The organism is Stutzerimonas degradans, assembly GCF_024448505.1.
In the GTDB taxonomy this organism is placed as follows: Bacteria; Pseudomonadota; Gammaproteobacteria; order Pseudomonadales; family Pseudomonadaceae; genus Stutzerimonas; species Stutzerimonas degradans.
This window is the reverse complement of sequence record NZ_JAMOHV010000013.1, coordinates 73,762-93,741: the sequence shown is the minus strand read 5'-3', so window position 1 is coordinate 93,741 and position 19,980 is coordinate 73,762. Positions and strand designations below refer to the sequence as shown.

Here is a 19,980-nt window from a genome sequence, read left to right as displayed (position 1 = left end):
AGCGGGGTGCGATGGTTCGCTCGCCCTGGTTGCGGTTATTTGCGCGAAAAATGCGTGACCAGCCGGTCGCCGACGCTTTGCAGTACCTGCACCAGCACCAGCAGCAGGACCACGGTGACCACCATCACGTCGGTCTGGAAGCGCTGGTAGCCGAAGCGGATCGCCAGGTCGCCGAGACCGCCGGCGCCCACCACACCGGCCATCGCGGTGTAGGACACCAGGGTGATGGCGGTGACGGTAATCGCCGCGATGATGCCCGGCCGCGCCTCCGGCAGCAATGCACTGAAGATGATCTGCCGGGTGGTGGCGCCCATCGCCTGGGTTGCCTCGATGATGCCGCGGTCGACCTCGCGCAGCGCGGTCTCCACCAGCCGCGCGAAGAACGGCGCAGCGCCCACCACCAGCGGCGGAATCGCCCCGGCCACACCCAGCGAAGTGCCGGTGAGCAGCACGGTGAACGGAATCATCACGATCAGCAGGATGATGAACGGCAGCGAGCGCAGCACGTTGACCACGAACGACAGCGCGGCGTACAGCGGGCCGTTCTCGAACAGCTGGCGCGGGCCGCTGAGGAACAGCAGCACGCCCAGCGGCAGGCCGAGCAGGATGGTGAACAGCAGCGAGCCACCGAGCATCAGCAGGGTGTCCAGCGTGGCCAGCCAGATTTCGTACCAATCTACGTTGGTGAACAGGGCATCCATCAGCGCAATACCTCCACATGCACGTCGGCGGCCTGCAGGCGGGTCATCGCCGCGTTCATGTCTCCGCCGATCAGCGACAGCGTGAGCTGGCCGTAGGGGGTGTCCTTGATGCGGTCGATGCGCCCGGAAAGGATGCTGTAGTCGACCCCGGTTTCACGGGCGACCGTGCCGAGCAGCGGCTTGTAGGTCGAATCGCCCTGGAAGGTCAGGCGCAGGATGCGCCCTGGCACATGGGCGAAGTCGTCGTGCTGCTCGCCTTCGTCCATCGCCTCGTCTTCCAGCACGAAGCGTTGGGTGGTCGGGTGCTTGGGATGCAGGAACACCTCGGTGACCGGACCCTGCTCGACGATGGCGCCGCCATCCATCACCGCCACGCGGTCGCAGACGCGGCGGATCACGTCCATCTCGTGGGTGATCAGCACGATGGTCAGCTTCAACTCGCGGTTGATCTCGGCCAGCAGCTGCAATACCTGCGCGGTGGTCTGTGGATCGAGCGCGCTGGTGGCCTCGTCGCAGAGCAGGATGCTCGGCTCGGTGGCCAGCGCGCGGGCGATGCCGACGCGCTGCTTCTGGCCACCGGAGAGCTGCGCCGGATATTTGCGTGCGTGGTCCTTGAGGCCGACGCGCTCGAGCAGGGCGGCGACGCGGGCGTCGATCTCGCTGCGCGAGCGAATGCCGGCCAGGCGCAGCGGCATGGCGACGTTGTCCGCCACGGTCTTGGACATCAGCAGGTTGAAGTGCTGGAAGATCATGCCGACGCGCTGGCGGAAACGCCGCAGGCCGTCGGCGTCCAGCGCGGTGACATCTTCACCGTTGACCAGAATGCGCCCGCCGGAAGGCTCTTCCAGGCGATTGATCAGGCGCAGCAGCGTGCTCTTGCCGGCGCCGGAGTGGCCGATCAGGCCGAATACCTCGCCGGATTCGATCAGCAGATCGATCGGCCGCAGCGCGACGACATCGCGGCTGGCGCTTCGGCGGCCGGTGCTCCGGTAGGTTTTGTGGACTTGCTGGAATTCGATCACGGGCGAACCTTGTGGGTGCGGTCGTTCGGGGCCGGGATTTGCGGCGAAAGGCGGGCATTCTACCCGTTCGGCGCCGACGTCGCTCGCCTGTGCCGAGTGCGTCCGGATGCGGCGGCGCGTCGGCAGGTCGTCGCCGCGTGGCAACCTTGCGGCGGTTGGTGCGGTCACTAACCGGTACGCCGTGAATCGATCATCCGGACGGCCCGCGGTTGTGGTCCGATCGTTCGCGGTTCAGCTCATCGCTAACCGAGGCCCATCATGACCGACAAGACCCCCAAACAGAGCGAGCTGGCCGGCACCGACACCGTCGACCGCGCCAATCACAACGCCAAGCTCGACCAGCTGGAAGCGTTCCGCAGCGACGCCACCGGCGAGGCGCTGCGCACCAATCAGGGCGTGAAGATCGCCGACAACCAGAACACGCTCAAGGCGGGCGGCCGTGGGCCCTCGCTGCTCGAAGACTTCATCATGCGCGAGAAGCTCACCCACTTCGACCACGAGCGCATTCCCGAGCGCATCGTCCACGCGCGCGGCTCGGCAGCTCATGGCGTGTTCAAGAGTTACGGTGATCACAGCTGGCTGACCAAGGCCTCGTTCCTCGCCGGCGAAGGCAAGGAAACTCCGGTATTCGTGCGTTTCTCCACGGTGCAGGGCTCGCGCGGCTCGGCCGATACGGTGCGTGATGCCCGCGGCTTCGCCACCAAGTTCTACACCGACGAGGGCAACTTCGACCTGGTCGGCAACAACATGCCGGTGTTCTTCATTCAGGATGCCATCAAGTTTCCGGACTTCGTGCATGCGGTCAAACCCGAGCCGCACAATGAGATTCCTCAGGCGCAGTCGGCGCATGACAGTTTCTGGGACTTCGTCTCGCTGACCCCGGAATCGGCGCACATGGTGCTCTGGACCATGTCCGACCGCGGTATTCCTCGCAGCTTCCGGGCGATGGAGGGTTTCGGCGTGCATACCTTCCGCATGATCAATGCCGAGGGCGTCAGCCGCTTCGTCAAGTTCCACTGGAAGCCGGTCGCCGGGGCGTTCTCGCTGGTCTGGGACGAGACGCTGAAGATTGCCGGCAAGGACCCGGACTTCAACCGCCGCGACATGTGGGAGTCCATCGAGATGGGCGACTACTTCGAGTGGGAGCTGGGTGTGCAGGTGGTCGAGGAAGCCGACGAGCACAAGTTCGACTTCGACCTGCTCGACCCGACCAAGATCATCCCCGAGGAGCTGGTGCCGGTGCAGAAGCTCGGCAAGATGACCCTCAACCGCAACCCGGACAACTTCTTCGCCGAGACCGAGCAGGCTGCCTTCCACATCGGCCACATCGTGCCGGGCATCGACTTCACCAACGACCCGCTGCTGCAGGGCCGGCTGTTTTCCTACACCGACACCCAGCTGCTGCGTCTTGGTGGGCCGAACTTCCACGAGATCCCGATCAACCGCCCGCTGTGCCCGTTCCACAACAACCAGCGCGACGCCTTCCATCGCCAGACCATCCACAAGGGCCGCGCCAATTACGAGCCCAACTCGATCGACAGCGGCTGGCCCAAGGAAACCCCGCCGGCGGCTCAGGGCGGCGGTTTCGAGAGCTATCCGGAGCGCGTCGAGGGGCACAAGATCCGCAACCGCAGTGAATCCTTCGGCGACCACTTCTCCCAGGCCACGCTGTTCTGGAACAGCATGAGCGCGCCGGAGAAGGAGCACATCATCGGCGCCTATACCTTCGAGCTGGGCAAGGTGGAGCGGGTGTTCATCCGCGAACGGCAGGTCAACGAGATTCTCGCCAATATCGACCTGGAGTTGGCCCGTCGCGTGGCCGAGAACCTCGGCCTGCCGGCACCGAGCGCGCCGACCGTAGCGCCGAAGGCGCCGACGCCGCAGAGTTCGCCGGCACTGAGCCTGATGAACCACGTGCCGGGCAATATCAAGTCGCGCAAGGTGGCCATTCTGGTGGCCAACGGCGTCGATGGCGCGGCGATCGATGCGTTCAAGGCCAAGCTGGCGGAACAGGGCGCGCTGGCCAAGATCATCGGCCCGTCACCGGCACCGGTGAAGACTGCCGATGGGCAGATGTTGCCGGTCGACGCGGCAATGGACGGCATGCCGTCGGTGATGTTCGACGCGGTGTTCGTCCCCGGGGGTGCCGATGCGGCGGCGGCCATGGCCAAGTCCGGCGAGGCCAAGCATTACCTGCTGGAGGCCTACAAGCACCTGAAACCCATCGTGGTGCTCGGTGCGGCGCGGCCGCTGCTGGCGTCGCTGAACCTCACTCCCGACGCTGGGTTGCTGGAGGGCGATGACGTCGATGCGGTATTCGGCAACTTCGCCCAGGCGCTCGGCCAGCACCGGGTGTGGGCGCGTGAGGCCGCCGCGGCGGCGATCCCGGCGTAACGGGTGGGCGTAGGGTGGATGGCCGTAGCCATCCACGCGGATGCGGCCCCTGATCTGGCACGATGCGAAACCAGGCGCTGACGAGTGGAAAATCGCGTTGCGAGTTTTCCACCCTACGCAGGCTTCGGTGCCAGCGGGACGTAGGTGGATGGCCGTAGCCATCCACGCGGTGCGCCTCGTCAGCTGCTCGGCAGCTCGCGCCAGTGCAGGAACAGCCGAAGGTCGAACTCGATCTGCCCGTAGCCCGGCAGCATGTGTTCGCAGAGCTTGTAGAAGGCGCGGTTGTGCTCGCTTTCACGCAGGTGGGCGAGTTCGTGCACCACGATCATCTGCAGAAACTCCGGCGCCGCCTCGCGGAACAGCGCGGCGACGCGGATTTCCTTCTTCGCCTTGAGTTTGCCGCCCTGCACCCGCGACACCGCGGTATGCAGGCCCAGCGCGCGGTGGGTCAGGTCCAGGCGATTGTCGTAGAGCACCTTGTCGATCGGCGGCGCGCTTTTCAGATGGTCCTGCTTGAGCTGCTGCACGTAGCCGTACAGCGCTTTGTCGCTCTGCACCTGATGGCGGTCGGGGTAGCGCCGCGCAAGGTAGTCGCCCAGGCGCTGCTCGGCGATCAGTTGGCGCACCTGCGCCAGCAGCGGCTCGGGGTAGCCGCGCAGGTACTTCAGATCGCTCATCAGGCGCGCTTCGGCCAGGCGAAGCTGAGCAGGAACAGCGCGGCGGCGCTGACCACGATGGACGGCCCGGCCGGGGTGTCCTCGTACCAGGACAGCGTCAGGCCCAGGCATACCGCTACGATACCCAGCAGACTTGCGCCCAGCGCCATCTGCTCCGGGGTGCGCGCATGGCGCTGCGCGGCGGCGGCGGGAATGATCAGCAGTGAGGTGATCAGCAGTACGCCGACGATCTTCATCGCCACAGCGATCACCACCGCGATCAGCAGCATCAGCGCCAGGCGGATCGCCGCCACCGGCAGGCCTTCGACGCGGGCCAGTTCCTCGTGCACGGTGATCGCCAGCAGCGGCCGCCACAGCGGAATCAGGATCAGCAGCACCAACGCGCTGCCGCCGATGATCCAGGCCAGATCGCTCGGCCCCACGGCGAGCAGGTCGCCGAACAGGTAACCCATCAGGTCGATGCGCACGTCATCCATGAAGCTCAGCGATACCAGCCCCAGCGACAGCGTGCTGTGCGCGAGGATGCCGAGCAGGGTGTCGGAGGCGAGCGGCTGGCGCTGCTGCAGGGTGACCAGCAAGAGAGCGAGCAGCACGCAGCCGACGGTCACCGCCAGGGTCAGGTTGACGTCGAGCATCAGCCCGAGGGCGACGCCGAACAGCGCCGCGTGGGACAGGGTGTCGCCGAAATAGGCCATGCGCCGCCAGACGACGAAGGAGCCGAGCGGGCCGGCGACCAGCGCCAGGGCGAGGCCGGCGAGCAGGGCGTTGAGCAGGAAATCGGGCATCTGGGGCTCTGTCTAGTGCTTGCAGTTCGGGCCGTGGACGTGGGGTTTGCCGATCACCACGCTGCCGTGCAGGTCGTGGCGGTGATCGTGCTGGTGGTGATAGACCGCTAGGCTGCGGGCGTCCTGGCCGAACAGCTCGACGAACGCCGGGTCGGTGCTGACCTGCTCCGGATGGCCGGAACAGCAGACATGGCGATTCAGGCAGACCACCTGATCGGTCGCGCTCATCACCAGATGCAGGTCGTGCGACACCATCAGCACGCCACAGCCGTAGCGCTCGCGCAGACGACCGATCAGCCGGTACAGCTCGGCCTGACCGGCGACGTCGACGCCCTGCACCGGCTCGTCGAGAACCAGCAGCTCCGGTTCGCGCAGCAGGGCGCGGGCCAGCAGCACGCGCTGCAGCTCGCCGCCGGAAATCTTCTGCAGCGGGCTGTCGATCACCTGTTCGGCGCCCACCTCGCTCAGCGCCGTCAGCGCGCGGGCACGATCCACGCCGGGCACCAGACGCAGGAAGCGCAGCACCGACAGCGGCAGCGTGGCGTCGACATGCAGCTTCTGCGGCATGTAGCCGACCCGCAGCTTCGGCTTGCGCCAGACCTCGCCGCGCTCCGGCGTGAGCAGGCCGAGCACCACGCGCACCAGGGTGGTCTTGCCGGCGCCGTTGGGGCCGATCAGCGTGACGATCTCGCCGCGGTGCACCTGCAGATGCGCGCCTTGCAGCACGTCCTGGCCGGCGAAGCGCACATGGATGTCGTCCAGCCGCAGCAGCGTATCGCTCATGCCGCACTCCGGCACGGCGTGCACAGCCCGACCACTTCGACGGTCTGGCCTTCAACGGCGAAACCGACGTTGCGCGCGGCGGTCTCGATGGCCTCGGCAATGGACGGTTGCTCCAGCTCGATGGCGGTGTGGCAGCTGCGGCAGATGAGGAACTGGCCCTGGTGCGGATGTTCCGGATGGATGCAGCCGATGAAGGCGTTGAGCGAGGCGATGCGGTGCACCAGACCGTTCTCCAGAAGAAAATCCAGCGCGCGGTATACGGTCGGCGGGGCGGCGCGGCGGCCGTCCTGCTCGCTCAGCACGGCGAGAATGTCGTAGGCGCCGAGCGGTCGGTGGCTCTGCCAGACCAGCTCAAGCACACGCCGGCGCAGCGCGGTCAGGCGCACGCCCTGGCGCGCGCACAGCGCATCGGCTTCGGCCAGCGCATGGCTGACGCAGTGGTCGTGGTCGTGGGGCGTGCAGGCCAGCGGAGTCTTGGACATGGGCGGCGACGTTCTGATGGAGAGACGTTATTATGTACCATTTCCAGCCTCCTGAGTGATAACCCGTGAAGCGTCTTTTCTCTCTCCCGCTGCTTGCCGCGTTGCTTGCATGCAGCGCCGTTGCCCAGGCCGACATTCGCGTGCTGACCAGCATCAAGCCGTTGCAGCTGATCGCCGCGGCGGTACAGGACGGCGTTGGCACGCCCGACGTGCTGCTGCCGGCCAGCGCTTCGGCGCATCACTACGCGCTGCGTCCGTCCGACGTCCGGCGCATCCGCGAGGCCGAGCTGTTCTATTGGATCGGCCCGGATCTGGAAACCTTCCTGCCGCCGGTGCTGAAAGGGCGTAGCGGCGCGACCCTCGCCGTGCAGCAGCTGCCGGGCCTGACGCTGCGGCACTTCGGCGACGCGCCGGCCAGCGAAGAGGCCGGGGAGCATGACGAGCACGACGAACACGGGCACGACGCGCATGAGCATGAGACCGCCGCTGCGCACGACGAAGACGAGCACGACCACGATCACCGTCCCGGCAGCCTCGACGCCCACCTGTGGCTGCTGCCGGCCAATGCGCGGGTAATCGCCGAGCGCATGGCCAGCGATCTCGCCGCTGCCGACCCGACCAACGCGGCGCGCTATCAGGCCAACAGCGCGGCCTTCGCGCAACGCCTCGAGGCGCTCGACGGTCGCCTCGGCGAGCGATTCGGGGGCCTGCGGGGCAAGCCATTCTTCGTCTTCCACGAAGCCTACGACTACTTCGAGGCCGCCTACGGCCTGCGTCATGCCGGCGTGTTCAGTGCTGGCGGCGAGGCGCAGCCGGGAGCCCGGCATGTCGCGGCGATGCGCGAGCGGTTGCAGCAGGCCGGGCCGAGCTGCGTGTTCAGCGAGCCGCCGGCTCGCCCGCGTCTGGCTGAAACCCTGACTCGCGGCCTGCCGGTGCGGATGGCCGAGCTGGATGTGCTCGGCGTTAACCTGACGGTCGGCGCACGCGGCTACGAACAGCTCGTCGAGGACCTCGGCGACACCCTGGCCGACGGCCTGCAAGCGCTCTGACAGACGGCGTGCGCTGCTGCTGCAGCACGCGCCCACCCGTCGGGAATTGCGCTGTTTTCATGTTGGCTCCCACCCTCGATTGATATCCATCATGTGCGTCCGACGCGCTCATGACATAAGCTTCGCGATCTTTTTTATCCAATCGACGAAGGACGTGCAGCGCATGGCGAAGACGGGTGGGCCGGTCGCGGCAGAGAGCAAAATCACCTCCAGCATCCCCCTGCAGGTGGCCTCCGAAGATATCTGGGCGCAGAAATATCGCCTGACCAACAAGGACGGCACGCCGGTCGACGACAACGTCGACGCCACCTGGCAGCGCGTCGCCCGTGCCCTGGCCGATGTCGAGCCGGCCGAGCAGCGCGAGCACTGGCACGAGCGCTTCCTCTGGGCGCTGCGCAACGGCGCCATACCGGCCGGGCGGATCATTTCCAACGCCGGCGCGCAGGACTACAAGCCGGCGACTTCGACCATCAACTGCACCGTCTCGGGCACCATCACCGACTCGATGGACGACATCCTCGGCAAGGTCCACGAGGCCGGGCTGACGCTCAAGGCCGGCTGCGGTATCGGCTACGAGTTCAGCACGCTGCGCCCGCGCGGCTCGTTCGTCTCCGGTGCGGGCGCACACACCAGCGGCCCGCTGTCGTTCATGGATATCTTCGACAAGATGTGCTTCACCGTCAGCTCCGCCGGTGGCCGTCGCGGTGCGCAGATGGGCACCTTCGAGGTCGGTCATCCGGACGTGCGCGAGTTCATCCGCGCCAAGCGCGAGGACGGCCGGCTGCGCCAGTTCAACCTCAGCCTGCTGATCACCGACGAGTTCATGCAGGCGGTGGAAGCCGACGGCGAGTGGCCGCTGGTGTTCCCGGTGCATGCCAAGGAAGCCGCCGAGCTGGACCTGAGCGACGCCGAGCACGTGCTCTGGCGCGAATGGCCGGTGCACGACAACTACATCGTGCGCGACGACGGCCTGGTCGCCTGCAAGATCTACGGGCGGGTCAAGGCGCGGCATCTGTGGGACATGATCATGGTCTCCACCTATGACTACGCCGAGCCGGGCTTCATCCTTATCGACCGCGTCAACCAGCTGAACAACAACTGGTGGTGCGAGGCGATCCGCGCCACCAACCCCTGTGGCGAACAGCCGCTGCCGCCGTACGGCTCCTGCCTGCTGGGTTCGGTCAACCTGACCAGCTTCGTCATCGACCCGTTCGGCGCCGAAGCACGCTTCGACTGGGACAAGTACCGCGAAGTGGTGCGCATCTTCACGCGTATGCTGGACAACGTCGTGGAAATCAACGGCCTGCCGCTGGAGCAGCAGCGCCACGAGATCGAGACCAAGCGCCGCCACGGCATGGGCTTCCTCGGCCTCGGTTCGACGCTGACGCTGCTCAAGTTGCGCTATGGCAGCCCGGAAGCCTGCGTGTTCACCGAAGAAGTCGCGCGCGAGATGGCGCTGGTCGGCTGGGAACAGGCGCTCGAACTGTCCCGCGAGAAGGGTCCGGCACCGCTGCTGAGCGAAACCTTCACGGTCACCGCGGAGATGCTGCGCAAGCGTCCGGAAATGGCCCGTGATGGCTACAAGGTCGGCGATCAAGTGGCCGGCCGCGTGCTGCACGCCAAGTATTCGCGCTACATGCAGAAGATTGCCGAGTACGCCCCCGAGCTGATCGAGGCGCTGGCCACCGAAGGCGCGCGCTTCACTCACCACAGCTCCATCGCGCCGACCGGCACCATCAGCCTGAGCCTGGCCAACAATGCCTCCAACGGCATCGAGCCGAGCTTCGCGCATCACTACTCGCGCAACCTGATCCGCACCGGGCGCAAGGCCAAGGAAAAGATCGAGGTCTACAGCTACGAGCTGCTGGCCTATCGCACGCTGATCAACGAGCGCGCCAAGCCGGGCTCCGACGAGCCGGGCGAGAAGCTGCCGGACTACTTCATCACCGCCGACGACGTTACCCCGACCCAGCACGTCGACATCCAGGCTGCGGCGCAGAAGTGGGTCGACTCGTCGATCTCCAAGACCGCCAACGTGCCGACCGACTATCCGTTCGAGTCGTTCAAGGACATCTACCGCTACGCCTGGCGTCAGGGCCTGAAGGGTTGCACCACCTTCCGCTTCAACCCGGCGGCGTTCCAGGGCGTACTGGTCAAGGACGCCGATCTGGAGAAGACCCTGTATCGCTTCACCCTCGAGGACGGCAGCGTGGTCGAACTCAAAGGCAACCAGGAAGTGGAATACGACGGCGAGGTGAACACCGCCGCCAACCTGTTCGACGCCCTCAAGGAAGGCTATTACGGCAAGTACTGAGCCGGGCCGCCAACTGAATAGTCGCCGGGCCGCCAGCGCCGCCCGGCAGGAGAAACCGCACCAATGACTGTAAAGATCACCCAGCGCATCAAGGGCTTCAAGGTCGTCGACGAGACCCTCGAACGTCCCGCTACGCCCGCGCCTGCCACCGATAGCAAGGCGGCCAAGCCCGTCAAGGTTGTGGAGATGGACGAGAGCCTGCAGCGTCCGGAAACCCTGATCGGCATGACCTACAAGATCAAGTCGCCGCTGTTCGAGCACGCGTTGTACGTCACCGTGAACGACATCGTGCTCAACGCCGGTACGCCGCACGAGCAGCGCCGGCCGTTCGAGATCTTCATCAATTCGAAGAACATGGATCACTTCCAGTGGATCGTCGCGCTCACCCGGATCATGTCAGCGGTGTTCCGCAAGGGCGGCGACTGCACCTTCCTCGTCGAGGAGCTGAAAGCGGTTTTCGATCCGCGCGGCGGCTACCTGAAGAAGGGCGGCGTCTACATGCCGTCCATCGTCGCCGAGATCGGCGCGGTGCTGGAGCGCCATCTGATCGCCATCGGCATGATGGAAGGCCAGGCGCTGGACGAAACCCAGCTCAAGTACCTGGCGGAGAAGCGTGCCGCCTACGAGGCCAGCCAGGGCGCGGTGGCGGTCGAGCCGGGCGAGGGTTTCCCGGCGGGCGCGCAGTTGTGCAACAAGTGCAATACCCAGGCGGTGGTGCAGATGGACGGTTGCGCCACCTGCCTCAACTGCGGCCATTCCAAGTGCGGCTGAGTTCGCCGGTCGAACGCTGCGCCTGACAAAAAAAGCCCGGGGTCGATGCCCCGGGCTTTTTGTTGGTGTGGCGCTCAGCTCACCACGTTGTAGCACGGCTCGTAGGCCGCGCTGCCCGGCAGCTTCATGCGGTGCTGCTCGACAAAGGCCTGCAGCAACTCGTCCAGCGGCTGCATGATGCAGGCGTCGCCGTGAATCTGGTAACGGCCGTGCTGTTCGATGCGGCGAATACCCTTGTCCTTGACGTTGCCGGCGACGATGCCGGAGAACGCGCGGCGCAGGTTGGCGGCCAGCTCGTGGGGCGGCAGCGCGCGGCGCAGCTGCAGGCTGGCCATCGCTTCGTGGGTGGGGTCGAACGGGTGCTGGAAGCTCTCGTCGATCTTCAGCAGCCAGTTGAAATGGAAGGCATCGTTGCGCTCACGGCGGAAGCGGCGCACCTCATGCATGCCGGCGACCATCAACCGTGCCACTTCGCTCGGATCATCGATCACCACCTGGTAGCGGTTCTGCGCCTGCTCGCCGAGGGTGGCGCCGACAAATGCGTGCAGCTGCTGCAGGTACGGCGCCGCCTCGCGCGGGCCGGTGAGCACGACGGGGAAGGGCAGCTCGTGGTTGGCCGGATGCAGCAGGATGCCGAGCAGGTAGAGAAACTCCTCGGCGGTGCCGACGCCGCCGGGGAAGATGATGATGCCGTGGCCGACGCGCACGAAGGCTTCCAGGCGCTTCTCGATGTCCGGCAGGATCACCAGCTCGTTGACGATCGGGTTCGGCGCTTCGGCGGCGATGATGCCCGGTTCGGTGAGGCCGACGAAGCGGCTGCCGGTCAGGCGCTGCTTGGCATGGCCGATCGCCGCGCCCTTCATCGGGCCCTTCATCACCCCCGGCCCGCAACCGGTGCAGACGTGCAGGCTGCGCAGGCCCAGCTCGTGGCCGACGCGCTTGCTGTACTTGTATTCCTCCAGGCTGATCGAGTGGCCGCCCCAGCACACCACCATGTTCGGCTCGACGCCCGGGCGCAGCGTGCGGGCGTTGCGCAGCAGGTGGAACACGTAGTCGGTGATGCCTTGCGAGCTGCTCAGATCGATGCGGGTGCTGCCCAGCTCGCTTTCGGTGTAGACGATGTCGCGCAGCGCGCTGAACAGCATTTCACGCGTGCTGGCGATCATCTCGCCATCGACGAAGGCATCGGCCGGGGCGTTGAACAGCTCCAGACGCACGCCGCGATCCTGCTGGCGGATTTCCACCTCGAAGTCGGCGTAGGCCTCGAGGATGGTCTTGGCGTTGTCGATGCGCGCGCCGGTGTTGAGGATGGCCAGTGCGCACTGGCGAAACAGCTTGTGCGCACGCCCGGCGCCGACTTCGCTCAGATGCTGGACTTCGCGCTGCGAGAGGGTTTCCAGGCTGCCCTTGGGGCTGACCGAGGCATTGATTACATGGCGTTGGGTCATTCGTCGTTCCCTGAAGGCGCTGCACCGGACGGCGAGGCTCGGCCGCAGCGCAAGAGTGGGGCGCCGCTAGGCGCAAAAGAGCGGGCGGCCGGTGACGCTCAGCGTCGGCCCGGACCGCAGGTATCAGCGTTGCCGCTGGAAAAAGTGCGCCATCTTACCCGGGCGTGGCCCGATACTCGACCGTGCGGTCGCGTCGTCAGAAGGCAAAAGGTAGGACACTCGCCGGCTGCTGGCGTGCGACCAGCAGGCGATGAAATTCGCCCGGGTCCTTCACCTGCACGTCGGGCGTGCCCTCGAAGTGTTGCGCGGCGATCAGGCGCGACAGCCAGAAGCGCACGCAGGCCACACGCAGCATCGGCTGCCACAGTTCGGCCTCGGCCGGGGTGAAGCGGCGCAGCGCGGAATAGGCGGCCAGCAGCGGCTCGCTGCGCTCGGGATCGATCTCGCCATTGGGGTGCGAACACCAGTCGTTCACGGCGATGGCGAGGTCGTAGAGCATCGGTCCGGAGCAGGCGTTGTAGAAGTCGATCACGCCGGTCAGGTGGGTGCCTTCGAACAGCACGTTGTCGCGGAACAGGTCGGCATGCAGGTTGGCGCGCGGCAGGGCGACGAGCTTCGGGCGCAGCTCGGCGATTTCCGCCAGGCCGTCGCGCAGCAGCGGCAGCTGGTCCTCTGGCAGGTTCAGCGCCAGGCTCGGGCCTTGCTCCTGCATCCAGTCCAGCCCGCGGTCGCTGGCGCGCTCGAGAATCTGCTCGCGGGTCGCCAGATGCAGGCGTGCCAGCAGGCGGCCGACCTCGGCGCAGTGATGCGGATTGGGCTCGATCACATGCCTGCCGGCCAGGCGCGGCTGCAGCAGCGCGGGCTTGCCGGCCAGTTCGCGCAGCGCTTTGCCGTCTTCGCTGTGCAGAGCGTAGGGCACCGGCAGGCCGGCGCGGTGCAGGCGCTCGAGCAGCTCGATGAAAAACGGCAGGTCCTGCGTCGGGCCGCGCTCGATCAGCGTCAGCACGTATTCGCCCTGCTCGAGGCTGACGAAGAAGTTGCTGTTCTCGCTGCCGGCGGTGATCCCCTGGAAGTCACGCAGCCGGCCGAGCCGGTACGGCGCCAGAAAGGCTTCCAGCTCGTCACGCTGCAGGGGGGTGAATACCGACATGACAGGCCTCCCGACGGCTTACCAGCTGAAGATCTTCCAGGCGGGGATCAGCATGTCCGGCTGGTCGGCGCGCACGAAATTGCCGTCGTTGCCGTCGGCGCGCACCAGGAAGTACGGCTTGCCATGCTTGGGCGTCACCTTGACCGCATAGAGGAAGCCGTTGACGCGGTACTCCTCGACGGTGCGGTCACCTTCCTGGCGGATGGTTACGTCCGGCTCGCCGTCGACCGACTCCTGGGCGACACCGGCCAGGGGCACGCACGCCAGCAGGGCGGCCAGCATCAGGGGTTTGAGAGCGCGCATGATAACCTTGTCCCTTTGTCGATAAGTGGTCCTGTGCATTCTAGCGCCGGGCCCGCCGAAAAGGTTATTCCGCTCATGAGCCAAGCGCCCCTCGTCCTGGTGGACGGTTCGTCCTACCTCTACCGCGCCTTCCATGCGCTGCCGCCGCTGACCACCTCCACCGGCAAGCCGACCGGTGCGGTGAAAGGTGTGCTGAACATGCTGCTGGCGCTGCGCAAGCAGTACCCGGACAGCCCGTTCGCCGTGGTCTTCGACGCCAAGGGGCCGACCTTCCGCGACGAACTGTTCGAGCACTACAAATCCCACCGTCCGCCGATGCCGGATGACTTGCGGGTGCAGATCGAACCGCTGCATGCGGCGGTGCGCGCCCTGGGTCTGCCGTTGCTGAACGTCGACGGCGTGGAGGCCGACGACGTGATCGGCACCCTGGCCCGCCAATGCGCGGCGCTGGGACGCGACGTGGTGATCTCCACCGGTGACAAGGACATGGCACAGCTGGTCTGCCCGCACGTCATCTTGGTCAACACCATGACCGGCAGCGTCTACGACATCGAGGGCGTGAAGACCAAGTTCGGCGTCGGCCCGGAGCTGATCATCGATTTCCTCGCGCTGATGGGCGACAAGGTCGACAACATCCCAGGCGTGCCGGGTGTGGGCGAGAAGACCGCCTGCGGACTGCTCAACGGCATCGAGGGCGGGTTGAAGGGGCTCTACGACAACCTCGATCAGGTCGCGGCGCTGCCGATCCGCGGTGCCAAGACGCTCGGCGCCAAGCTCGCCGAGCACCGTGATGCGGCGTTCATGTCCTACGAACTGGCGACGATCAAGCTCGACGTCGCGCTGGACGTCGAGGTCGGCGACCTGATGCCCGGCGAACCGCATCGCGAGGCGCTGATCGCGCTGTATCGCGAACTGGAGTTCAAGAACTGGCTCGATGACCTGCTGCGCGAGGCCAAGGCCGCGGGCGAGAACTGCGCGGTGGCCCCGGAGAACTGCTCGATCCAGGCTGAAGCCGAGTACGAGACGCTGCTCGAACAGGCCGACTTCGACCGCTGGCTGGCGCGCCTGCAAATGGCCAACTGCTTTGCCTTCGATACCGAAACCACCAGCATCGACGCTCAGCGTGCCGAGCTGGTCGGGCTGTCGTTCGCCATCGAGGTCGGCAAGGCAGCCTACGTGCCGTTGTGCCACAGCTACATGGGCGTGCCGCAGCAGCTGGATCGCGATGCCGTGCTCGCCGCGCTCAAGCCGCTGCTGGAGGATCCGGCGAAGGGCAAGATCTGCCAGCACGGCAAGTACGACATGAACGTGCTGATGCACTACGGCGTCGAGATGCGCGGCATGGCGTTCGACACTATGCTCGAATCCTACGTGCTGGACGCCACCGCCACCCGCCACGACATGGACAGCCTGGCGCTGAAGTACCTCGGCCGCGGCACCATCCGCTTCGAGGACATCGCCGGCAAGGGCGCCAAGCAGCTGACCTTCGACCAGATCGCCATCGAGCAGGCCGGCCCTTATGCCGCCGAGGACGCTGACGTCACCCTGCGCCTGCACCAGACCTTGCTTGGCAAGCTGGAGCAGACGCCATCGCTGCTCAAGGTGCTGACCGAGATCGAGATGCCGCTGGTGCCGGTGCTGGCGCGCATCGAGCGCAACGGCGCGCTGGTCGATGCGCAACTGCTCGGCCAGCAGAGCGTCGAACTCGGCGAGAAGCTGGTCGAGCTGGAGCGCGAGGCCTTCGATATAGCCGGCGAGGAGTTCAACCTCGGCTCGCCCAAGCAACTCGGCGTGATTCTCTATGAAAAACTTGGCTGCCCGGTGCTCTCCAAGACCGCCGGCGGTCAGCCGTCGACCGCCGAAAGCGTGCTGGCCGAGCTGGCCGAGCAGGACTACCCGCTGCCCAAGGTGATCATGCAGCACCGCAGCTTGAGCAAGCTCAAGGGCACCTACACCGACAAGCTGCCGCAGCAGATCAACCCGCGCACCGGGCGCATCCATACCAGCTATCACCAGGCCGTCACCGCGACCGGCCGGCTGTCCTCGTCAGACCCGAACCTGCAGAACATCCCGATCCGCACCGCCGAGGGCCGGCGCATCCGCCAGGCCTTCATCGCGGCGCCCGGCTACCGGCTGCTGGCGGCGGACTACTCGCAGATCGAATTGCGCATCATGGCGCACCTGGCCCAGGATGCCGGCCTGCTGGATGCGTTCCGCAACGGCCTGGACGTGCACCGCGCCACTGCCGCGGAGGTGTTCGGCGTGCCGCTGGAGCAGGTCAGCAGCGACCAGCGGCGCAGCGCCAAGGCGATCAACTTCGGTCTGATCTACGGCATGAGCGCCTTCGGCCTGGCCAAGCAGATCGGCGTCGGCCGCAAGGAGGCGCAGGAGTACATCGACCGCTATTTCGCCCGCTACCCCGGTGTGCTCGCCTATATGGAACGCACCCGCGCCCAGGCCGCCGAGCAGGGCTTCGTCGAGACGCTGTTCGGCCGACGCCTGTACCTGCCGGAAATCCACTCGAAGAACGGCGCCATGCGCAAGGCAGCCGAACGCACTGCGATCAACGCGCCGATGCAGGGCACCGCGGCGGACATCATCAAGCGCGCGATGGTCGCCGTCGACGCCTGGCTGCAGGACTCGGGGCTGGACGCGCGCATCATCCTGCAGGTTCACGACGAACTGGTACTTGAGGTCCGCGAGGATCAGGTCGAGACGTTGCGCGAGCGCATCGGCCCGCTGATGAGCGCGGCCGCCGATCTGGACGTGCCGCTGCTGGTCGAGGCGGGCGTCGGCGCCAACTGGGACGAGGCGCATTGAGTTTTTTTCGCGGCCCGTGGAACCAATTGCGGAACCCGATGGTCAATGCATGCGAAGGGTGTAAAAGCCCTTCAATGCTCCTTGTTGTGTTAAGTGTTGGCAGATCTCTGGACCCCGCCCTAGCGGTCCGGATTTGGACCTCGAACTTCCCCCTCCCCCAATGAAGTTCGAGGTTTTTTTTTGCCTTGAAAAAACCTTCGCGTCGTCATTCATCTGCGCAAGAAGTGGCGCACTCCTCTGTGGATAACTCTGTGGAAAGGCCTGTGTAGCGCTTGCGGCACGATGCGTGCGAGTAGTTGCGCAAGGTTTTCTGCCGGCTGTGCCAGATCTTGCGCAGTTTTTTGTGATGCGCTTCCACAAAGGCGCGAAACGTTCTGCTGATATTTTTATAACTGATTGAATTTAAAGTGATTTACAGATCTGGCATGGCGTTTGTACCAAGGAATTGCCAACTACGGCATTTCATTCAGCAAGGAGAGCACCCATGCCAACACCCGCGTACCTGTCCCTGGAAGGCACCAAGCAAGGCCTGATCACTGCCGGCACCTTCACCGAGGACTCGGTGGGTAACATTTTCCAGGAAGGCCACGAAGATCAGATTCTGGTCCAGGCTTTCCAGCACCAGGTCATCATTCCGCGTGACCCGCAGTCGGGCCAGCCGACCGGACAGCGCGTGCACAAGCCGCTGATGATCACCAAGGTGTTCGACAAGTCGTCGCCGCTGATCTTCAACGCCCTGACTTCCGGCGAGCGCCTGAACAAGTGCCGTCTGGAGTGGTACCGCACCTCGTCTACCGGCACCCAGGAACACTACTTCACCATCGAACTGGAAGACGCGGTGATCGTCGACGTGCAGTCGCGCATGCCCAACTGCCAAGACCCGAACATGTCGCACTTCACCCATCTGGAAGACGTGTACTTCACCTACCGCAAGATCGTCTGGACCCACGAGGTATCCGGCACCTCCGGCTCCGACGACTGGCGCACCCCGATCGCCGGCTGATTTGCCGCGGACCCGCTTCGGCCAGGCTTGCCTGGCCGAACGTCTTTTTGCGAAGCACCGAACAGAATCCGAGGTTGCCGTTGCGGAATGCGTACAGCGCGTGTTGCAGAGCGGCCGGTCTGTGCTACATCGACGCTCCGCAGCGCCCCTGCGCCGATACATGGACTGAACAGGAGGAACATGGATGTTCGCCCCAGCCAACCAGGCCCATTTCAGCCTCACTTTTGACGGTTTCGAGCACGACTTCAAGGTGCTCGAATTCCAGGGCCGCGAAGCCATCAGCCAGCCCTATCGCTTCGACCTGGAGCTGGTCAGCGAGCGGCCCGATCTGGAGCTGGAAAGCCTGCTGCACCGTCCGGCCTTTCTCGCCTTCGCGCCGGACGGTAGCGGCATCCACGGGCTGGTGCATCAGGCTGGTCAGGGTGAATCGGGCAAACGCCTGACCCGTTATCGGCTCACGCTCGTACCGCAGCTGGCCTATCTCGCCCATCGCACCAACCAGCGCATCTTTCAGCACCTGAGCGTGCCGCAGATCGTTGCCCAGGTGCTCGAGGAGCACGGTATCCAGGCCGACGCCTACCGCTTCCAGCTCGGCCCGGTGATCTACCCGCCGCGCGAGTACTGCGTGCAGTACGACGAATCCGACCTGCACTTCCTCCAGCGCCTGTGCGAGGAAGAGGGCATCCACTATCACTTCCAGCACAGCACGGCCGGCCATGTGCTGGTCTTCGGCGACGACCAGACGGTCTTCCCCAAGCTCGCCGCGACGGCCTATCAGCAGGACAGCGGTCTGGTCGCCGACCAGCCGGTAATCAAGCGCTTCGGTCTGCGCCTGGAAACCCGCACCAGTCGCGTCACGCGCCGCGACTACGACTTCGAAAAGCCGCGCCTAACCATGGAGGCCGCGTTCCACAGCGACTTCCAGCCGGATCTCGAGGACTACGACTACCCCGGCCGTTTCACCGAGCGTGCCCGCGGCAAGCACCTGTCGCAGCGTGCGCTGGAGCGCCATCGCCACGACTATCAGCTGGCCGAAGGCGCCAGCGACCAGCCGCGACTGGCGAGCGGGCATTTCCTTGATCTGGGCAAGCACCCCCGCGCCGACTGGAACCAACTCTGGCTGCTCACCGAAGTGCTGCATGAAGGCAAACAGCCGCAGGTGCTGGAGGAGTCGATCACCAGTCATGTCGATAGCCATGACGGCTTCGTACAGGGCTACCGCAACCAGTTCGCCGCCACACCCTGGGATATTCCCTTCCGCCCGCCGCTGAGCCATCCGAAATCCAAGATCCTCGGCAGCCAGACCGCCGTGGTCACCGGCCCCGCCGGCGAGGAAATCCACTGCGACGAATACGGCCGCGTGCGCGTTCAGTTCCACTGGGACCGTGCAGGCCAGGCCGACGACAAGACCAGCTGCTGGCTGCGTGTCAGCTCCAGCTGGGCCGGCGACCGCTACGGCGGTATCGCCATTCCGCGGGTCGGCATGGAAGTGTTGGTCACCTTCCTCGAAGGCGATCCCGACCAACCGCTGGTCACCGGCTGCCTGTACCACAAGGAACACCAGGTTCCCTACGACCTGCCGGCGAACAAGACCCGCACGGTGTTCAAGACCCTCAGTTCCCCCGGCGGTGGCGGTTACAACGAACTGCGTATCGAAGACCGCCAAGGTACCGAGCAGATCTATCTCCACGCCCAGCGCGACTGGGACGAGAACATCGAGCACGACCAGAAAATCCGCGTCGGCCACGAACGTCACGACAGGGTGGAAGCCAACAGCTACAGCGAATTCCGCGCCGAAGAACACCGCACGACTCACGCCGACCGCAAGAGCGAGGTCCGCGCCAGCGATCACCTGAATGTCGGCAACAGTCAGCACCTGAAGGTCGGCGCCGGCCAGTTCATCGAGGCGGGCAATGAAATTCACCTCTCCAGCGGCCTCAAGGTGGTGCTCGAAGCGGGCAGCGAACTGACCTTCAAGGCTGGTGGCAGCTTTATTAAGCTCGACGGCGGTGGCATCACCATGGTCGGGCCTCTGATCAGGATGAACTCGGGTGGAAGTCCGGGAAAGGGATCGGGGGCGGCGCCGGTATTGCCGGGGCAAGTTAGGCCGACAGATTCGGATGTGCCTGGGGCTGTGCTTGAACACCGACTGAAGCAAGCGAGATTCAGCCATACACCGCTAATCGAGTTGTGTCAGAAGCCTCGGGGCGGTACGCCAATGCAATGCCCGCTGACCAACTGTCCTTGTCGTCATGCCGCTCAGTTAGGGAGCTGATTG

At 65.5% G+C, this 19,980-nt stretch carries 16 protein-coding genes; 7 read left to right on the top strand and 9 right to left on the bottom strand.

Annotated elements, in window-relative coordinates:
* Positions 1–35: 35 nt before the first annotated feature.
* Together NAV27_RS15810 and NAV27_RS15805 are read right to left on the bottom strand one after the other, a co-directional pair.
* The gene (locus tag NAV27_RS15810) at positions 36–701 is read right to left on the bottom strand and encodes a methionine ABC transporter permease (RefSeq protein WP_008569055.1); all 666 of its coding nucleotides are present in this window, start codon (positions 699–701) and stop codon (positions 36–38) included.
* Positions 701–1,723, bottom strand: a complete 1,023-nt coding sequence (locus NAV27_RS15805; RefSeq protein ID WP_102828190.1) for a methionine ABC transporter ATP-binding protein — start codon at positions 1,721–1,723, stop codon at positions 701–703. The genes NAV27_RS15810 and NAV27_RS15805 overlap by 1 nt, the downstream gene beginning before the upstream one ends.
* Before the next feature lie 258 nt (positions 1,724–1,981).
* On the opposite strand from NAV27_RS15805, the gene katE reads away from it, so the two are divergent.
* On the top strand, positions 1,982–4,117 hold the full coding sequence (gene katE, locus NAV27_RS15800) for a catalase HPII (RefSeq protein ID WP_102828191.1): 2,136 nt from the start codon (positions 1,982–1,984) through the stop codon (positions 4,115–4,117).
* Between the two features lie 179 nt (positions 4,118–4,296).
* Here the strand turns inward: katE and NAV27_RS15795 are convergent, their stop codons facing one another.
* Genes NAV27_RS15795 through zur form a run of 4 tightly spaced genes read right to left on the bottom strand, consistent with a single transcriptional unit; the run spans position 4,297 to position 6,844 of the window.
* The gene (locus NAV27_RS15795) at positions 4,297–4,794 is read right to left on the bottom strand and encodes a YgjP-like metallopeptidase domain-containing protein (RefSeq protein WP_102828192.1); all 498 of its coding nucleotides are present in this window, start codon (positions 4,792–4,794) and stop codon (positions 4,297–4,299) included.
* Positions 4,794–5,579: a zinc ABC transporter permease subunit ZnuB gene (gene znuB, locus NAV27_RS15790; protein ID WP_102828193.1), complete on the bottom strand. Its 786-nt coding sequence runs from the start codon at positions 5,577–5,579 to the stop codon at positions 4,794–4,796. Before znuB ends, NAV27_RS15795 begins: the two co-directional genes overlap by 1 nt.
* 12 nt (positions 5,580–5,591) lie before the next feature.
* Complete coding sequence (gene znuC, locus NAV27_RS15785) at positions 5,592–6,362, bottom strand: zinc ABC transporter ATP-binding protein ZnuC (protein WP_102828194.1); 771 nt, start codon at positions 6,360–6,362, stop codon at positions 5,592–5,594.
* On the bottom strand, positions 6,359–6,844 hold the full coding sequence (gene zur / locus NAV27_RS15780; protein ID WP_102828195.1) for a zinc uptake transcriptional repressor Zur: 486 nt from the start codon (positions 6,842–6,844) through the stop codon (positions 6,359–6,361). The genes znuC and zur overlap by 4 nt, the downstream gene beginning before the upstream one ends.
* 65 nt (positions 6,845–6,909) lie before the next feature.
* Between zur and NAV27_RS15775 the strand changes: the two genes are divergently transcribed.
* From NAV27_RS15775 to NAV27_RS15765, 3 genes are all read left to right on the top strand, one after another.
* Entirely contained in the window at positions 6,910–7,893 is a 984-nt protein-coding gene (locus NAV27_RS15775; RefSeq protein WP_256055310.1) for a zinc ABC transporter substrate-binding protein, read from the top strand.
* 163 nt (positions 7,894–8,056) lie between these two features.
* Positions 8,057–10,207 (top strand): adenosylcobalamin-dependent ribonucleoside-diphosphate reductase, encoded by a 2,151-nt coding sequence (locus tag NAV27_RS15770; protein ID WP_102828197.1) that lies wholly within the window; start codon positions 8,057–8,059, stop codon positions 10,205–10,207.
* A gap of 63 nt (positions 10,208–10,270) precedes the next feature.
* Complete coding sequence (locus tag NAV27_RS15765; RefSeq protein ID WP_102828198.1) at positions 10,271–10,978, top strand: TSCPD domain-containing protein; 708 nt, start codon at positions 10,271–10,273, stop codon at positions 10,976–10,978.
* Positions 10,979–11,052: 74 nt separating this feature from the next.
* Here NAV27_RS15765 and ppnN read toward each other — a convergent pair whose 3' ends face one another.
* From ppnN to NAV27_RS15750, 3 genes are all read right to left on the bottom strand, one after another.
* Positions 11,053–12,426 carry a nucleotide 5'-monophosphate nucleosidase PpnN gene (gene ppnN, locus NAV27_RS15760; RefSeq protein ID WP_102828199.1) on the bottom strand — a complete coding sequence of 458 codons (1,374 nt, stop codon included), beginning with the start codon at positions 12,424–12,426 and terminating at the stop codon, positions 11,053–11,055.
* 196 nt (positions 12,427–12,622) lie between these two features.
* Positions 12,623–13,576, bottom strand: coding sequence for a homoserine kinase (locus tag NAV27_RS15755; RefSeq protein WP_008567974.1), 954 nt, complete (start codon positions 13,574–13,576; stop codon positions 12,623–12,625).
* Between the two features lie 18 nt (positions 13,577–13,594).
* Positions 13,595–13,879: a DUF2782 domain-containing protein gene (locus tag NAV27_RS15750; RefSeq protein ID WP_102828200.1), complete on the bottom strand. Its 285-nt coding sequence runs from the start codon at positions 13,877–13,879 to the stop codon at positions 13,595–13,597.
* Positions 13,880–13,954: 75 nt separating this feature from the next.
* Between NAV27_RS15750 and polA the strand changes: the two genes are divergently transcribed.
* The 3 genes from polA to NAV27_RS15735 all read left to right on the top strand — a co-directional run bounded on the left by polA (position 13,955) and on the right by NAV27_RS15735 (position 19,977).
* Positions 13,955–16,699, top strand: coding sequence for a DNA polymerase I (gene polA, locus NAV27_RS15745; RefSeq protein WP_102828201.1), 2,745 nt, complete (start codon positions 13,955–13,957; stop codon positions 16,697–16,699).
* 484 nt (positions 16,700–17,183) lie between these two features.
* Positions 17,184–17,702, top strand: a complete 519-nt coding sequence (locus tag NAV27_RS15740; protein ID WP_003286458.1) for an Hcp family type VI secretion system effector — start codon at positions 17,184–17,186, stop codon at positions 17,700–17,702.
* Positions 17,703–17,886: 184 nt separating this feature from the next.
* Positions 17,887–19,977 (top strand): type VI secretion system Vgr family protein, encoded by a 2,091-nt coding sequence (locus tag NAV27_RS15735; protein ID WP_102828202.1) that lies wholly within the window; start codon positions 17,887–17,889, stop codon positions 19,975–19,977.
* The last annotated feature ends 3 nt before the right edge of the window (positions 19,978–19,980 follow it).

Excerpts from the sequence above, each read along its gene's own strand:
- NAV27_RS15810 (WP_008569055.1), bottom strand. The coding sequence starts at position 701 with ATGGATGCCCTGTTCACCAACGTAGATTGGTACGAAATCTGGCTGGCC.
- katE (WP_102828191.1), top strand. The coding sequence starts at position 1,982 with ATGACCGACAAGACCCCCAAACAGAGCGAGCTGGCCGGCACCGACACC.
- NAV27_RS15795 (WP_102828192.1), bottom strand. The coding sequence starts at position 4,794 with ATGAGCGATCTGAAGTACCTGCGCGGCTACCCCGAGCCGCTGCTGGCG.
- znuB (WP_102828193.1), bottom strand. The coding sequence starts at position 5,579 with ATGCCCGATTTCCTGCTCAACGCCCTGCTCGCCGGCCTCGCCCTGGCG.
- znuC (WP_102828194.1), bottom strand. The coding sequence starts at position 6,362 with ATGAGCGATACGCTGCTGCGGCTGGACGACATCCATGTGCGCTTCGCC.
- zur (WP_102828195.1), bottom strand. The coding sequence starts at position 6,844 with ATGTCCAAGACTCCGCTGGCCTGCACGCCCCACGACCACGACCACTGC.
- NAV27_RS15770 (WP_102828197.1), top strand. The coding sequence starts at position 8,057 with ATGGCGAAGACGGGTGGGCCGGTCGCGGCAGAGAGCAAAATCACCTCC.
- NAV27_RS15765 (WP_102828198.1), top strand. The coding sequence starts at position 10,271 with ATGACTGTAAAGATCACCCAGCGCATCAAGGGCTTCAAGGTCGTCGAC.
- ppnN (WP_102828199.1), bottom strand. The coding sequence starts at position 12,426 with ATGACCCAACGCCATGTAATCAATGCCTCGGTCAGCCCCAAGGGCAGC.
- NAV27_RS15755 (WP_008567974.1), bottom strand. The coding sequence starts at position 13,576 with ATGTCGGTATTCACCCCCCTGCAGCGTGACGAGCTGGAAGCCTTTCTG.
- NAV27_RS15750 (WP_102828200.1), bottom strand. The coding sequence starts at position 13,879 with ATGCGCGCTCTCAAACCCCTGATGCTGGCCGCCCTGCTGGCGTGCGTG.
- polA (WP_102828201.1), top strand. The coding sequence starts at position 13,955 with ATGAGCCAAGCGCCCCTCGTCCTGGTGGACGGTTCGTCCTACCTCTAC.
- NAV27_RS15740 (WP_003286458.1), top strand. The coding sequence starts at position 17,184 with ATGCCAACACCCGCGTACCTGTCCCTGGAAGGCACCAAGCAAGGCCTG.
- NAV27_RS15735 (WP_102828202.1), top strand. The coding sequence starts at position 17,887 with ATGTTCGCCCCAGCCAACCAGGCCCATTTCAGCCTCACTTTTGACGGT.